Genomic DNA, 14,382 nt, shown 5'->3' with positions numbered 1-14,382 from the left:
ATCGGACCCTAACCGATCCAACGGCTAGCGCAAGCGTTAGCGCAACCGGACGAGGTTTGCGCTAACACCTTAAAAATATGCCGTTTTTGCCCTTTTGAGATTCCGGTTTCGCCGTTATATGCGCGGTAAAGCAAGCGGATTTGGAGACGTCACATGACCATCAAGGTCGGTATCAATGGTTTTGGCCGTATTGGCCGCTGTACGCTGTCGCATATTGCGGCCTCGGCCCGCAACGACATCGAGGTGATCAAGGTCAACGCGACCGGCCCACTGGAAACTTCGGCGCATCTGCTGAAGTATGACAGCATCCACGGACGTTTCCCGCGCGATATCTCGATCGAAGGCAGCACCATGGATCTGGGCCGTGGCCCGATGGAGATGTTCTCGACCTACGATATGAATGAACTGGACTGGGAAGGCTGCGACGTCGTTCTGGAATGCACCGGCAAGTTTAACGACGGGCTTAAGGCAAAGACCCACCTGGAACGTGGCGCACGTAAGGTTCTTCTGTCGGCCCCCGGCAAGAATGTCGACAAAACCATCGTGTTCGGTGTGAACCACAACACCCTGGCCGCCAATGACAACATGGTCTCGAACGGCTCGTGCACCACGAACTGCCTGGCTCCGCTTGCCAAGGTATTGGACGAAGGTATCGGCATCGAACACGGCATCATGACCACGATCCATGCCTATACCGGCGACCAGCCAACTCTTGACCGCCGTCACAGCGATCTGTACCGCGCCCGCGCTGCTGCCATGTCGATGATCCCGACCTCGACAGGGGCCGCTGCGGCACTGGGTGAGGTTCTGCCGAACCTCAAAGGCCGCCTGGACGGATCGGCCATCCGCGTACCTACCCCGAATGTCTCGGCTGTTGACCTAAGCTTCCGCGCATCGCGCGACGTATCCGTCGAAGAAGTGAACGCCATCGTTGAAGAGGCCGCCAAAGGCCCGATGCAGCGCGTTCTGGGTTTTGAACCGGCACCGCTGGTATCCACCGATTTCAACCATACCGAAGAAAGCTCGATCTTCGCGCCGGACCAGACCCGCGTTGTTGACAACCGCATGGTGCGCGTTCTGGCATGGTATGACAATGAATGGGGTTTCTCGGTCCGAATGGCAGATGTCGCGGTTGCAATGGGTCGTCTTAACTGACTTGACCGACTCTGCTTGAACCCGTTTGCCCGCTCAGGTTATCTGGGCGGGCATTTTCGTTCAGGGCAACCGATGACCAATCAAATCGCCATATGGCTTGGTGTTCTCATCCTCGGAGGCGTGATGCTGGACGTTGCCCTGGTCGGCACCGAACATCTGTTGTTTCTGGGCAAGAAACTCTACGATTTCCTCGATTGGCTCGCTTTCTGGCGGTGATCGCTAACCCAGTCTTTCGCGCAGAGCTGCATTGACGCTGGGGGTGACAAATTTCGACACATCGCCATCAAGCCGCGCAATTTCTTTGACCAGTTTCGACGCGATCGCCTGATGCTTGGCCTCAGCCATCAGGAATACCGTCTCGACCGAGTTGTCCAGCGCACGATTCATGCCAACCATCTGAAATTCGTACTCAAAGTCTGCAACCGCGCGCAGACCGCGCACGATGATCTGAGCGCCCACGTCGCGCGCGCAGTCGATAAGAAGATTTTCGAATGGGTGCGCCACGATTTCAGTCCCGGTCTGATCCGACAGGTGCGCGCATTCGGCCTCAATCATGCCGACGCGTTCTTCGAGCGTGAACAGCGGTCCCTTGTCCCGGTTGATTGCAACACCGATCACCAGCTTGTCCACCAGCGCTGCGGCGCGGCGAATGATGTCAATGTGGCCCAGAGTTATGGGATCAAAGGTTCCGGGATATAATCCAACGCGCATCAGGTGCTCCCGCGCAACAAAATTTCTGCGCAAGCAAACATAACTTCACCGCTGGCGCAAGAGGCAGTCACGACGCGTTGGGGTCTCAGTGCCCCATAATCATGCCTTCCAACGCATCTTTTTCCATCGCAAGTTCGGCCAACTGCGCTTTGACGGCGTCACCAAGGGTCACGATGCCGACCAGCTGGCCATTCTCCAGCACCGGCATGTGACGAAAACGGCCTTCGGTCATTTGCGACAGAACGTCCTGCACCGTATCCTGCAACGTCGCCGTTATCAGGTCATGCGTCATGTATGTTTCGACAGCTTTTGTCAGGCACCCGCTGCCGCTCGCCGCCAGTTCGCGAACAATATCGCGTTCCGACAATATCCCTTCTGCCGTCTGCCCACCGTCTTTGGAGACAACAACCGTCCCGATACGTCTTTCGGCCAGAATTTTCGCAGCTTCCGAAACCGTCGCGGTCGGCTCGACCGTCACCACGCCTTCTGTCGCCTTGGATTTAAGAATGGCTTGAACAAGCATACAAAAAAACCTCCGAAATAACGTACTGTTTTCCAAAAGGTTGCCGGAATGCCGGTACCTGTCAAGGTGAAGCTTGGGCTTCCAGCCGTGCGACTTCTTCGCGCAGGCCATGCGTCAAAGCCTGAGCAAATCGATTCAATCGCTCGTTTCGCTGATCTCCCTGATGGCGCACCAGGTGGAAACTGCGGGTCAGACTGACCTGATCCGTCAGGATTTTTCTGAGGTTCGAGTGAAACGGAAGCGTAAAGTCATGCGCGACGCAGATACCGGTTCCAAAGCTGACCTGACGCAGCTGCACTGAGACCGAATTTGATGCCAATGCGACACGGTCGACACCTATATCGACCAGATAGTCCAACTCGCGATCGAATATCATGTCTGGTATGTACCCGATCATTCGGTGGCCCTTCAGGTCCGAAACCAAGCGCACGTCGTCGTGAGCGCTCAGATATTCGGCTGTTGCCACCAGGTGCAGCTTGTAATCACAGATTTTCTGCACCAGCAGTTTACCGCCAGTGGGAATGCTGACCGTAACCGCCATGTCGGCTTCGCGCCGCGACAGGTTGATGACGCGAGGCAGCGCCAGAATTTGAATGTCGAGATCGGGATTGGCATCACTGATTTTGCCGCAGACTTGCGGCAACAAATAATTCGCGCTGCCATCGGGTGCGCCGATGCGGATCTGCCCACTCAGCGTTTTCGAGGATCCTGCCATCGCCCCGGCTGCCGCGCGCATCGCTTCTTCTGCTTGCATGCCGTGATCCAGAAGCCGTTCCCCAACCGAGGTCAGAACGTATCCCTGTTGCGATTTCGTAAAAAGCGTCGCCTTCAGATCGGATTCGAGCCGGGAAATCCGACGACCAACCGTTGCCGGATCCAATTTGAGCAACCGCCCCGCCGCCGACAGGCTTTCTTCGCGCGCGACGGCAAGAAACACCCGCATGTCGTCCCAATTTGGATTCACTTAACCGCCTTTGCATTTTTGCAAAACATCTTTGAGAAGATGCCTCTGTTCAAGCCATTTTTGCAACTCTATTCTGCGCGCAAATATTCCAGAGGAGTTTGAAATGAACGATCTGACCCATTTCCTGAACGGCTCAATGGTGGCGGGCACATCCGGCCGTTTCGATGATGTCTTCAACCCGGCGACCGGCGAAGTGCAGTACAAGTGCCCGATGGCGAGTGCAGCCGAAACCACTGCGGCCATCGAAGACGCTGCCGCCGCGCAGGTCGAATGGGGTGCAACCAACCCGCAGAAACGTGCGCGCGTGATGATGAAGATGGTCGCGCTGATGAATCGCGACATGGACAAACTGGCCGAGGTTCTCAGCCGTGAACACGGCAAGACCATCCCCGACGCAAAGGGCGACTTGCAGCGCGGTTTGGAAGTGATCGAATACTGCATCGGTGCGCCGCAAATGTTGAAGGGCGAGTACACCGACAGCGCCGGTCCGGGCATCGACATGTATTCGATGCGTCAGCCGCTTGGCGTTGTGGGCTCGATCATGCCGTTCAACTTCCCGGCCATGATGCCGCTGTGGCACGTCGGCCCGGCACTGGCCTGCGGTAACGCTGTGGTTCTGAAACCTTCCGAGCGTGACCCCTCGGTGCCGCTGATGCTGGCGGAACTGTTCGTCGAGGCCGGTCTGCCCAAAGGCGTGTTCCAGGTTGTGAATGGCGACAAAGAGGCCGTCGACACCATTCTGGACAGCGAGATCATCCAAGGCATCAGCTTTGTTGGTTCGACCCCGGTGGCGCAGTACATCTACAGCCGCGCGACGGCGAACGGCAAACGCGCGCAGTGCTTTGGCGGCGCCAAGAACCACATGATCGTCATGCCTGACGCCGACATGGATCAGGCCGCAGATGCGCTGGTTGGCGCCGGTTTCGGTGCGGCAGGCGAACGCTGCATGGCGGTTTCGGTTGCGGTGCCGGTTGGTGAAGAAACTGCAGACGCGCTGATCGAAAAGCTGATCCCACGGGTCGAAAAGCTGAAAGTTGGTCCCTATACCGCCGGTGACGATGTCGACATGGGGCCGGTCGTGACTGCAGCCTCCAAGGAACGCATTCTGGGCCTGATCAATTCGGGTGTCGAGCAAGGCGCAAAGCTGGTCGTCGACAACCGCGATTTCAGCATGCAAGGCTATGAGAACGGGTTCTTCGTCGGCCCGCACCTGTTCGATCACGTCACGCCCGACATGGACATCTACAGGCAGGAAATCTTTGGTCCGGTCCTTAGCACGGTTCGTGCCGGTTCCTACGAAGAAGCCCTGAAACTGGCAATGGATCACGAATACGGAAACGGCACCGCAATCTTCACCCGCGATGGTGACACGGCGCGCGACTTTGCCAGCCGCGTGAACATCGGCATGGTTGGCATCAACGTCCCGATCCCGGTTCCGCTGGCCTATCACACCTTTGGCGGCTGGAAGAAATCCATGTTTGGTGACCTGAACCAGCATGGACCCGACAGCTTCAAGTTCTATACCCGCACCAAAACCGTGACCGCACGCTGGCCGTCGGGCATCAAGGAAGGTGGCGAGTTCAACTTCAAGGCAATGGACTGATCGATCGCCATCGAAATCACAAAGGCCCGGCCCCGTTTTGGGGTCGGGCCTATTGCAAAATACAGCCTAGCACACGCAATCACGAGAAATTCAGCCTCCGCCCCCTAGTAAAACAAGGCGCGGAATAATATTTTGCCGCCAACTACAGATTACGAGCAGATTTTCCTTCGGAGGCAGCCTTGTCCAATTCCCGCATGACCCGCCGCTCTGCCCTGCTGGGCGTGACGTCCCTGCTGGCGACCCCTGCCCTTGTCCGGGCGCAAAGCATTGATGCATTTCCGCAAGACGAAGAGGCAATCAGTACGCAACTGCCGGTACGCCGGAACACCTCTTCGTTCTCGCAGCAGAACTGGCAGGATCATTTCGACGAGATCGGTGTCGGATGTTTGCTGGCCGATATCACCAGCCGCGCGGTGCACTATTGGGCACCAGACGGCACCTATAAGCTGTACCCAAGTTCGGTTCCGATGAGCGAGGAACTGACCAAGCGCGGCTACACCAAAGTGGTCCGCAAGACCGAGAATCCAAGCTGGACGCCTACCGCCTCGATGCGCGAACGCGACCCATCCCTGCCTGTACGGATGGAGGGTGGCGACCCGGGCAACCCGCTGGGCACCCGCGCGATGTATCTGGGATGGCCGGCCTATTTGGTTCATGGCACCCACGACACCCGAAAGATCGGCCGCCAAAGCTCATCGGGATGTATCGGCCTCTACAACCAGCATGTCGAGGAACTCTATCCGCTGGTACAGGTCGGAACCCAAGTGCGTCTGGTCTGATCCAGACCGGATCCAACAAGAAAAGCCCCGGCCATTTGGACCGGGGCTTTGTCGTCAGGGGGTCATGACGAATTTATTCGGGCAGGATGACTGCATCGACCACGTGAATGACGCCGTTGCTGGCCTCGATATCGGCCTGAATCACCTTTGCATCGTTCACCTTGACGCCGTTTCTGGCATTCACGCTCAGCCGGTCACCCTGAACTGTAAGAACTTTCGCGCGCTTGCCTGCAATGTCGCCGGACATCACCTTGGCCGGGACAACGTGGTAGGTCAGAATCGACACAAGCTGGTCCTTGTTTTCGGGCTTCAGCAGCGTTTCAACCGTGCCTTCGGGCAAAGCGGCAAAGGCCTCATCCGTGGGTGCGAATACGGTGAACGGGCCATCACCCTTCAGCGTGTCGACAAGGCCTGCAGCCTGGACGGCGGCGACCAGTGTGTTGAATGATCCTGCCGATACTGCGGTATCGACGATATCTGCGGCCTGGGCCTTGAGCGGCAGTGCAAACGCCATGGCGGCGGCGGCGCCCATGAATGTGCGGCGAAACATAACTGTCTTCTCCTCTCCGGTTGGTTATGGAAAGGGGTACGGCAGGTTGCTGATAGCGGATCACTTTGGGATCAGAGTTATTTGACCTGCACCCAGATACTTTGCGCCCGACCCTCGTTCAGAAAGGGTAAAGATTCAGCAGCTTCAGGTCGCGCCTGTTGCAGATAGTATCCGGGCCAAAGCATTGAAAACGAACCAGATTGAAGCAACGCATGCAGCATGTACTGTTCGGCCCATCCGGGGCAGTCATAGAAGAAACGCTTGGGATATTCATAGGGTAAAAAAACGTCATGCACATGGATCACCACTCCGGGTTTCAACGTCGGGATGATCCGGCAGAACAGATGGGCTACATCGTTGCTCATCCGCACGACATGGCTTGAGTCGATGAACAAGACGTCACCTGCTTCAAGCTGGTCGAACAGCGCAGGATCGACCTCTTCCAGACGTTTTTGTTCGAAGGCATCGACAACATGCGCAATATCGGCGCGCGGGTAAGGGTCGATCGCGGTGATCCGGGTCTGCAAGCCGCCGTCGATGATAGCCTGTCGTGTCACGCGGGTCGAGTTGCCACAGCCGACCTCGATCACGCGCTTGGGCTGAAATCGACGGATCATCAGGTACAACGCATCCGCATCCGGGCTGTCATAATAGCCATTGCCGATCCGATATCCGGTCTGATTGCGCGCGGGGTCTTTCAGCGCCTCCAGCGCGGCTGCGTGTTGCTGATACTCCGCCGTCAGTTGCGTCAGGTCGAACTCTTCCATGCCCGGGGACAGGGCATAGGCAGGACGGGTCAGGCCACCTGCCGCTTCAAAGGCTTCCAGCCGCGCGCGCTCGTCCCGCTCGGTCACCTTGTCGATCAGCTTGACGCCAAATCGATCCAGAATGGCGTTAATCCGGGGGAATTTTCTGGGTTTCACGCGGTCCGCTCCCAAGAGTTGTTGTTGCCGCGATCCATACCCCCGCTTGCCGGGGCTTCGCAAGCGGTACCGTGCCAAACCCTTGGCAAACTGAAAAATTCCGTATTCACTGGTCCAACCTGAACGACGGGGGACACCATGCAGCAAGAATTTACGCTGGGCATCGAAGAAGAGTATCTGCTGGTCGACCAGGACAGTCTGCAGCTTGCCGAGGCCCCGGATGCGCTGATGGAGGCCTGCCAAGCCGATTTTCAGGGTCAGGTCAGCCCGGAATTTCTGCAATGCCAGATCGAGGTCGGCACCCGCCCCCACGCAACGATCAAAAGCGCGCGTGAAGACCTGAAGCGGCTGCGTTCCTGCGTCGCCCAACGCGCCGCCGAGTACAATCTTGCCCCCATCGCGGTCTCATGCCATCCGTTTGCCAATTGGAAGGACCAGACCCACACCCGGAAAGAACGCTATGACGCGCTGCAACATGCGCTGGGCGGTGTCGCGCGCCGTATGCTGATCTGCGGCATGCATGTACACATCGGGGTCGAGGACCCCGCATTGCGCGCTGATCTGATACCGCAACTGGCCTATTTCCTGCCACATCTCCTGGCCCTGTCCACTTCGTCCCCGTATTGGAATGGCGAGGATACAGGGCTTTCTTCGTATCGCCTGACTGTGTTCGACAACCTGCCCCGAACCGGTCTGCCGCCCATTTTCGGAAGTTGGGCGGAATATGAGCGAACGACCGGAATTCTGGTCGAACTTGGGGTGATCGAGGATACTTCGAAAATCTGGTGGGACTTGCGCCCGTCGCATCGCTTTCCAACGCTTGAGACGCGGATCATGGATGTGCAGCCCCGGATGGAGCATACCCTGTCCCTCGCCGCATTGACGCAGGCGCTGACCCGGATGCTGTGCCGTCTCAAGGACCGCAATCTGCGTTGGCGGCAATATGACCGCTTTCTGATCGGCGAAAACCGTTGGCGTGCACAACGCTATGGCGTGGGCGAAGGTCTGATCGATTTCGGCGACCGCTCGATCACACCGATGGCGGATCTGATGGGCGAACTGATGGGCATGCTGGCCGAAGATGCCGAAGCCCTGGGCACCATGACCGAACTGGCCCGGCTGCGTCAGATTGCCGAAAACGGCACCTCGGCGACCCGGCAAAGACGCGTCTATGCCGAGGCTGCAGCCCGCGGCGCGGACCCCGGTAAGGCCGTGGTCGAACATCTGATCGGGGAATTTCACGCCGACCTGTAATTGCCAACAGCGCTTACTACCAATTGCCGGGCTGCAAAACTTCTGTAAGAATTGCGGAATAAAACACTTGTTCAATTCCACAGCCAACAGGGATCGCCCGCCATGGATTTCGCGCTGACCGAGGAACAGACAGCCATATTCGACATGGCCTATGCCTTTGGACAGGACCACATCGCCCCATTCGCCCGCCAGTGGGAAACCGATGGCACGATCCCGAAAGAACTTTGGCCCAAGATCGGAGAGCTGGGGTTCGGCGGGCTGTACGTATCAGAGGATGGCGGAGGGTCCGGGCTTTCCCGGCTGGACGCGACGCTGGTGTTCGAGGCCCTGTCGATGGCCTGCCCCTCGGTCGCGGCATTTCTGTCGATCCACAACATGTGCGCCAAGATGTTGGACAGTTTCGCGGATGACGACCTGAAGTCGCGGATCATGCCGGACGTGCTGGGTCTGAACACTGTCCTCAGCTATTGCCTGACCGAGCCGGGTTCGGGCTCGGACGCTGCGGCGCTAAAAACCCGGGCCGAACGAACGAATGAGGGGTTCACTCTAAACGGAACCAAGGCCTTTATCTCGGGCGGTGGATATTCTGACGCCTATATCTGCATGGTGCGGACTGGTGAAAACGGCCCCAAGGGCATATCGACGGTCTATGTCGAAGACGGCACCCCGGGCCTCAGCTTTGGTGCGTTGGAGCAGAAAATGGGGTGGAAAAGCCAACCTACCGCGCAAGTTCAATTCGATGATTGTAAAATCCCGTCCGGCAATCTGCTTGGCGTCGAAGGCGACGGTTTCAAATACGCCATGATGGGTTTGGATGGCGGTCGCCTGAACATCGCCTCGTGTTCTTTGGGCGCCGCGCAAGCGGGTCTGGATGCGACGCTGCAATACATGTCCGAACGCAAGGCATTCGGGCAGAGCATTGATCAGTTTCAGGCGCTGCAATTCCGTCTGGCGGATATGGAGATCGAACTTCAGGCCGCGCGAGTCTTTCTGCGGCAGGCAGCGTGGAAACTGGACAACCAGGCGCCGGATGCGACCAAGTTCTGCGCTATGGCCAAGAAGTTTGTCACCGAAACCGGATCAAAGGTCGTGGATCAGTGCCTGCAATTGCACGGGGGTTACGGATACCTTGCTGATTATGGCATCGAAAAGCTTGTGCGCGACCTGCGCGTGCATCAGATACTGGAAGGCACAAATGAAATCATGCGCGTGATCGTTGCGCGACAGATGCTGACCCATCGCTGAGGATCCCATGCCCGACATCGACATTCGCACGACCGGACGCGCCGGACGCATCACACTGACGCGCCCCAAGGCCCTGAACGCGCTGAGCTATGATATGTGCATGGCCATCGACAGCGCATTGCGCAACTGGCGCGAGGATGATGCAGTCGATCTGGTCATAATGGACGCCGAGGGCGACAAAGCCTTTTGTGCCGGTGGCGATATTGCCGAGCTTTATGAAAGAGGCATGAAACGCGAATTTGCCTACGGTCGACAATTCTGGCGCGATGAATACCGCCTGAACGCGTTGATCTACGAATACCCCAAACCCGTGATCACCTTCTTGCAAGGGTTCACGATGGGCGGTGGTGTTGGCATCGGGTGCCACGGCAGCCACAGGATCGTGGGCGAGACCTCTCGGATAGCGATGCCAGAATGCGCAATCGGGCTGGTCCCGGATGTCGGGGGTACGTTGATGCTGGCGCAGGCACCCGGACGTCTGGGCGAATACTTGGGGACAACCGGTCACAGAATGGGCGCGGCAGACGCAATACTGGCCGGGTTTGCGGATCACTTTGTGCCTCAGTCCGAATGGCCAGACCTGATCGAGATACTCGAAGCGTCCGGCCAAGCGGATTTCATCGCAGAGCATGCGCAAACACCACCGGATGGCGATCTTGCGGGTATGCAAGACGACATAAACCACTGTTTCAAAGGCGAAACCTTGGCGGAAGCCATGGGCGCCCTCCGCGCGCTGGATACCGAATTCGCCGCCCAATCTCTGGCAACCATGCATCGAAACTCCCCGCTTTCAATGGCATGCACAATCGAAATGCTGGGCAGATTGCGTGGACCAGCGTTCGGTTTGCGGACCGCATTGGGCATGGAATACAGATTCACATACCGGTCGATGGAGCACGGAGACATAATGGAAGGTATCCGCGCCCTGATCATCGATAAGGATCGCAATCCGAACTGGAAGTATTCCGGCGGCGATGTTCCGGCGGACGCAGTTTCCAGGATGCTGGAACCGCTGGGACAGAACGCCCTGACTTTTCCGGACGATTGAACCGCAAGCGTTGTGATCAACCGGACGAAACCAGACGTAAAAATCTATTCGGCGGCTACGGCGCGCCCATCCAGCATTGGCTTCAGATATCGCCCTGTATGGCTGCGCTCGACCTGCGCCACGTCTTCGGGCGTTCCTTCGGCCACGATCTGACCTCCGCCATCACCGCCCTCGGGACCGATATCGATGATCCAGTCTGCGGTTTTGACAACGTCCAAATTGTGTTCGATCACCACAACGGTGTTGCCCTGATCGACCAATTCATGCAGCACTTCCAACAGCTTGCGCACATCTTCGAAATGCAGACCCGTGGTCGGTTCGTCCAGAATGTACAGCGTCCGCCCGGTCGATCGCTTGCTGAGCTCTTTCGACAGCTTCACCCGCTGCGCCTCACCCCCCGACAAGGTCGTCGCCTGCTGGCCAACCTTGATATAACCCAATCCGACCCGCGCCAGAGCATCCATCTTATCCCGGATCGAGGGCACGGCTTTAAAGAACTCCTGCGCGTCTTCCACCGTCATATCAAGCACATCCGCGATCGACTTGCCTTTGAACTTGATCTCAAGCGTTTCGCGGTTGTACCGCGCGCCCTTGCAAGTCTCGCAAGTGACATAGACGTCGGGCAGGAAGTGCATCTCGATCTTGATGACACCGTCGCCCTGGCAGGCCTCACACCGACCGCCCTTGACATTAAAGCTGAACCGGCCGGGCTTGTACCCCCGCGCCTTGGCCTCGGGCAGTCCGGCAAACCAGTCACGGATCGGGGTGAAGGCCCCGGTGTAAGTCGCTGGATTCGAACGCGGAGTCCGCCCGATCGGACGCTGGTCGATGTCGATGACCTTATCCAGATGTTCCAGCCCCTTGATCGTTTCGCAGGGCGCTGGCGTCTGCCGCGCGCCATTCAGACGCATCGAAGCGGTTTTGAACAGCGTCTCGATCGTCAAGGTGGACTTGCCACCGCCAGAAACACCTGTAACGCAGACAAACTTGCCCAGAGGAAACTCTGCCGTGACGTTCTTTAGGTTGTTCCCGGTTGCCTTGACCACTGTGACCTTATGCTTTTTGCCATTGCGGCGTTCCGCAGGCACCGCAATTTCGCGCGTTCCTGCCAGATACTGCCCGGTGATCGAGGCCGCATCGCCGGCAATCACCTCGGGCGTGCCATGGCTGACCACCTGCCCGCCGTGAACCCCTGCGCCGGGACCAATGTCAAAGACGTAATCAGCCTCGCGTATGGCCTCTTCGTCATGTTCTACAACGATAACCGTATTGCCCTGGTCCCGAAGGTTTTTGAGCGTCCCCAGCAGACGGTCGTTGTCGCGTTGGTGCAACCCGATGGAGGGTTCGTCAAGAACGTAGAGAACCCCGGTCAGCCCCGAACCGATCTGACTGGCCAAGCGGATGCGTTGGCTTTCGCCACCAGACAGCGTTCCGCTTGAACGTGACAGCGTAAGGTATTCCAATCCCACATTATTCAGGAACCCGAGTCGCTCGCGAATTTCCTTCAGAATTGCCCGCGCGATTTCGTTTTTTTGAGCGCTCAGATGGTTCGGCGCGTCCTCGATCCAGGCCAGCGCCTCGCGGATCGACATCTCGACCACCTGCCCCACGTGTAGCCCAGCGATCTTTACTGCCAGCGCCTCGGGGCGCAGGCGGTAGCCTTCGCAGGTACCACAGGGGCGATTGTTCTGATAGCGCTCGAACTCCTCTCGAATCCACGCACTATCGGTTTCGCGATAGCGCCGCTCCATGTTGGGAATAACGCCCTCGAAACTGCGCGTGACCTGATAGACCCGCCCGCCTTCGTCATAGCGGAATTGAATCTCCTCATCGCCCGAGCCGCGCAGAAATACCTGCTGCACCTTCTTGGGCAGATCTTTCCACGGCGTGTTCTTGTCGAACTCAAAATGCCGCGCGATGGCTTCAATGGTTTGCAAGAAATAGGGCGACTTGCCTTTGCGCCACGGGGCCAGAGCACCGTCGTACAGTTTCAGCGTCTGGTCAGGCACTACGAGACGTTCGTCAAAAAACAGCTCGACCCCAAGCCCGTCACAATCCGGGCAAGCACCAAACGGCGCATTGAATGAAAACAGGCGCGGCTCAATCTCGGGGATGGTGAAGCCGCTGACAGGGCAGGCAAAATTCTCACTGAACGTAATGCGTTCGGCGTCACCTTCGCGCGGCGCAGTTTCCAGAACCGCAATTCCGTCCGCAAGATCCAATGCCGTGCGCAGACTGTCGGCCAGACGGGTTTCCATACCCTCGCGAACAACAAGACGGTCAACGACAACGTCGATATCGTGGCGGAATTTCTTGTCCAGCGTGGGCGGTTCATCCAGCTCGTAGAACTCGCCATCGACTTTGACGCGTTGAAAACCCTGCTTGCGCAATTCAAGGAACTCTTTCTTATATTCCCCCTTCCGGTCACGCACGATGGGAGCAAGCAGATACCCACGCGTCCCCTCCTCCATCGTCATGATGCGGTCGACCATGTCCTGCACCTGCTGCGCCTCAATCGGCAGGCCGGTCGCGGGGCTATAGGGCGTACCCGCGCGTGCGAACAAAAGACGCAAGTAGTCGTAAATCTCGGTGACGGTCCCCACCGTCGAGCGCGGATTCTTCGAGGTTGTCTTCTGCTCGATCGAAATTGCCGGAGAAAGCCCGCTGATATGATCCACATCGGGCTTTTCCATCATGTCCAGAAACTGCCGCGCATAGGCCGACAGGCTTTCGACATAGCGGCGTTGCCCTTCGGCATAGATCGTATCGAAAGCCAACGAAGATTTGCCCGATCCGGACAGGCCAGTGATCACGACCAGCTGATCGCGTGGAATATCTACGTCGATGTTCTTGAGGTTGTGTTCCCGCGCGCCGCGTACCTCGATATTCTTCAGCTCAGCCATTTCGGCCCCCAACAAACAAGTTCCCTAGAAATAGGCGAGCCGCGCTGAGTCTCCAACAAAAAAGTTAGAACAAAGTGTGAACGAACGGTTTATTGCCGACACCTACTGACAGCCAACACCGAAGCCAAATCGCAGAGGCATTGAGGCTGGGCAATCTTTGGGAAAAATGGCGCGGTTGACGGGGCTCGAACCCGCGACCCCCGGCGTGACAGGCCGGTACTCTAACCAACTGAGCTACAACCGCGCATCTTTTTTTGTGGCCTTTGCCCTGGACCAAGGATTGCAGCGATGGCGCGGTTGACGGGGCTCGAACCCGCGACCCCCGGCGTGACAGGCCGGTACTCTAACCAACTGAGCTACAACCGCCCGCTGCCCGTTCCCGATGGAACGTTGGGGTGTATTATGGCTACGCTCGGGCAGCGTCAAGCGGCGTTTTCAAGTTTTTTCCGCTTTTCGAATTTTTCCTGCCGCCCCTGCTTTTGATGCAGGGATTTGCGCCCATCAATCATGCTCACCCCCCTTGCAGCGAATGGTCAGAGCCTGTAAGACCCCGCCTCACGGGTGATTAGCTCAGTGGTAGAGCGCTTCGTTCACATCGAAGATGTCAGGAGTTCAAATCTCTTATCACCCACCATTCAATCGGAACACTTTGATTCAGAGTGACAAACTGACGAAAGACAAGTAGTTTATTACGCAAATCGCTTTCAGTCTGCGAATAACAAAT

At 57.6% G+C, this 14,382-nt stretch carries 13 protein-coding genes and 3 tRNA genes; 8 read left to right on the top strand and 8 right to left on the bottom strand.

Annotation, left to right across the window (positions count from 1 at the left end):
• The first annotated feature begins 153 nt into the window (after positions 1 to 153).
• Together gap and ACR0JA_RS02390 are read left to right on the top strand one after the other, a co-directional pair.
• Entirely contained in the window at positions 154 to 1,155 is a 1,002-nt protein-coding gene (gap, locus tag ACR0JA_RS02395; RefSeq protein ID WP_480569453.1) for a type I glyceraldehyde-3-phosphate dehydrogenase, read from the top strand.
• A 72-nt stretch (positions 1,156 to 1,227) separates the two neighbouring features.
• A complete protein-coding gene (locus tag ACR0JA_RS02390) occupies positions 1,228 to 1,371 on the top strand; it encodes a hypothetical protein (RefSeq protein ID WP_039530472.1) in 144 nt (47 codons plus the stop codon).
• A gap of 3 nt (positions 1,372 to 1,374) precedes the next feature.
• Here the strand turns inward: ACR0JA_RS02390 and coaD are convergent, their stop codons facing one another.
• The 3 genes from coaD to ACR0JA_RS02375 form a co-directional block, all read right to left on the bottom strand.
• Positions 1,375 to 1,866, bottom strand: coding sequence for a pantetheine-phosphate adenylyltransferase (gene coaD / locus ACR0JA_RS02385; RefSeq protein WP_480569450.1), 492 nt, complete (start codon positions 1,864 to 1,866; stop codon positions 1,375 to 1,377).
• Positions 1,867 to 1,951: 85 nt separating this feature from the next.
• Positions 1,952 to 2,389 (bottom strand): CBS domain-containing protein, encoded by a 438-nt coding sequence (locus tag ACR0JA_RS02380; RefSeq protein WP_480569447.1) that lies wholly within the window; start codon positions 2,387 to 2,389, stop codon positions 1,952 to 1,954.
• A 61-nt stretch (positions 2,390 to 2,450) separates the two neighbouring features.
• Complete coding sequence (locus ACR0JA_RS02375; RefSeq protein ID WP_480569444.1) at positions 2,451 to 3,353, bottom strand: LysR family transcriptional regulator; 903 nt, start codon at positions 3,351 to 3,353, stop codon at positions 2,451 to 2,453.
• Between the two features lie 103 nt (positions 3,354 to 3,456).
• On the opposite strand from ACR0JA_RS02375, the gene ACR0JA_RS02370 reads away from it, so the two are divergent.
• Entirely contained in the window at positions 3,457 to 4,956 is a 1,500-nt protein-coding gene (locus ACR0JA_RS02370) for a CoA-acylating methylmalonate-semialdehyde dehydrogenase (RefSeq protein WP_480569441.1), read from the top strand.
• Between the two features lie 194 nt (positions 4,957 to 5,150).
• Entirely contained in the window at positions 5,151 to 5,735 is a 585-nt protein-coding gene (locus tag ACR0JA_RS02365) for a L,D-transpeptidase (protein ID WP_480571114.1), read from the top strand.
• A 73-nt stretch (positions 5,736 to 5,808) separates the two neighbouring features.
• On the opposite strand, the gene ACR0JA_RS02360 is transcribed toward ACR0JA_RS02365, so the two are convergent.
• Positions 5,809 to 6,285, bottom strand: a complete 477-nt coding sequence (locus ACR0JA_RS02360) for a fasciclin domain-containing protein (protein ID WP_480569438.1) — start codon at positions 6,283 to 6,285, stop codon at positions 5,809 to 5,811.
• Positions 6,286 to 6,362: 77 nt separating this feature from the next.
• Complete coding sequence (locus tag ACR0JA_RS02355) at positions 6,363 to 7,208, bottom strand: class I SAM-dependent methyltransferase (protein WP_480569435.1); 846 nt, start codon at positions 7,206 to 7,208, stop codon at positions 6,363 to 6,365.
• A 138-nt stretch (positions 7,209 to 7,346) separates the two neighbouring features.
• On the opposite strand from ACR0JA_RS02355, the gene ACR0JA_RS02350 reads away from it, so the two are divergent.
• The 3 genes from ACR0JA_RS02350 to ACR0JA_RS02340 all read left to right on the top strand — a co-directional run bounded on the left by ACR0JA_RS02350 (position 7,347) and on the right by ACR0JA_RS02340 (position 10,755).
• The gene (locus ACR0JA_RS02350; protein WP_480569432.1) at positions 7,347 to 8,462 is read left to right on the top strand and encodes a carboxylate-amine ligase; all 1,116 of its coding nucleotides are present in this window, start codon (positions 7,347 to 7,349) and stop codon (positions 8,460 to 8,462) included.
• 102 nt (positions 8,463 to 8,564) lie between these two features.
• Positions 8,565 to 9,707: an acyl-CoA dehydrogenase family protein gene (locus ACR0JA_RS02345; protein ID WP_480569429.1), complete on the top strand. Its 1,143-nt coding sequence runs from the start codon at positions 8,565 to 8,567 to the stop codon at positions 9,705 to 9,707.
• Between the two features lie 7 nt (positions 9,708 to 9,714).
• Positions 9,715 to 10,755 (top strand): enoyl-CoA hydratase/isomerase family protein, encoded by a 1,041-nt coding sequence (locus ACR0JA_RS02340; protein WP_480569426.1) that lies wholly within the window; start codon positions 9,715 to 9,717, stop codon positions 10,753 to 10,755.
• A gap of 44 nt (positions 10,756 to 10,799) precedes the next feature.
• Here ACR0JA_RS02340 and uvrA read toward each other — a convergent pair whose 3' ends face one another.
• The 3 genes from uvrA to ACR0JA_RS02325 all read right to left on the bottom strand — a co-directional run bounded on the left by uvrA (position 10,800) and on the right by ACR0JA_RS02325 (position 14,024).
• On the bottom strand, positions 10,800 to 13,658 hold the full coding sequence (gene uvrA, locus ACR0JA_RS02335) for an excinuclease ABC subunit UvrA (RefSeq protein ID WP_480569423.1): 2,859 nt from the start codon (positions 13,656 to 13,658) through the stop codon (positions 10,800 to 10,802).
• A gap of 167 nt (positions 13,659 to 13,825) precedes the next feature.
• Positions 13,826 to 13,902, bottom strand: a tRNA-Asp gene (locus tag ACR0JA_RS02330).
• A 45-nt stretch (positions 13,903 to 13,947) separates the two neighbouring features.
• Positions 13,948 to 14,024 (bottom strand) — tRNA-Asp (locus ACR0JA_RS02325).
• Positions 14,025 to 14,217: 193 nt separating this feature from the next.
• On the opposite strand from ACR0JA_RS02325, the gene ACR0JA_RS02320 reads away from it, so the two are divergent.
• Positions 14,218 to 14,292: transfer RNA gene (locus ACR0JA_RS02320), tRNA-Val, on the top strand.
• The last annotated feature ends 90 nt before the right edge of the window (positions 14,293 to 14,382 follow it).

Source organism: Ruegeria sp. AM4 (genome assembly GCF_056540665.1).
Note: the sequence above shows the minus strand (reverse complement) of the source record. Positions and strands in the feature narration are given on the sequence as shown.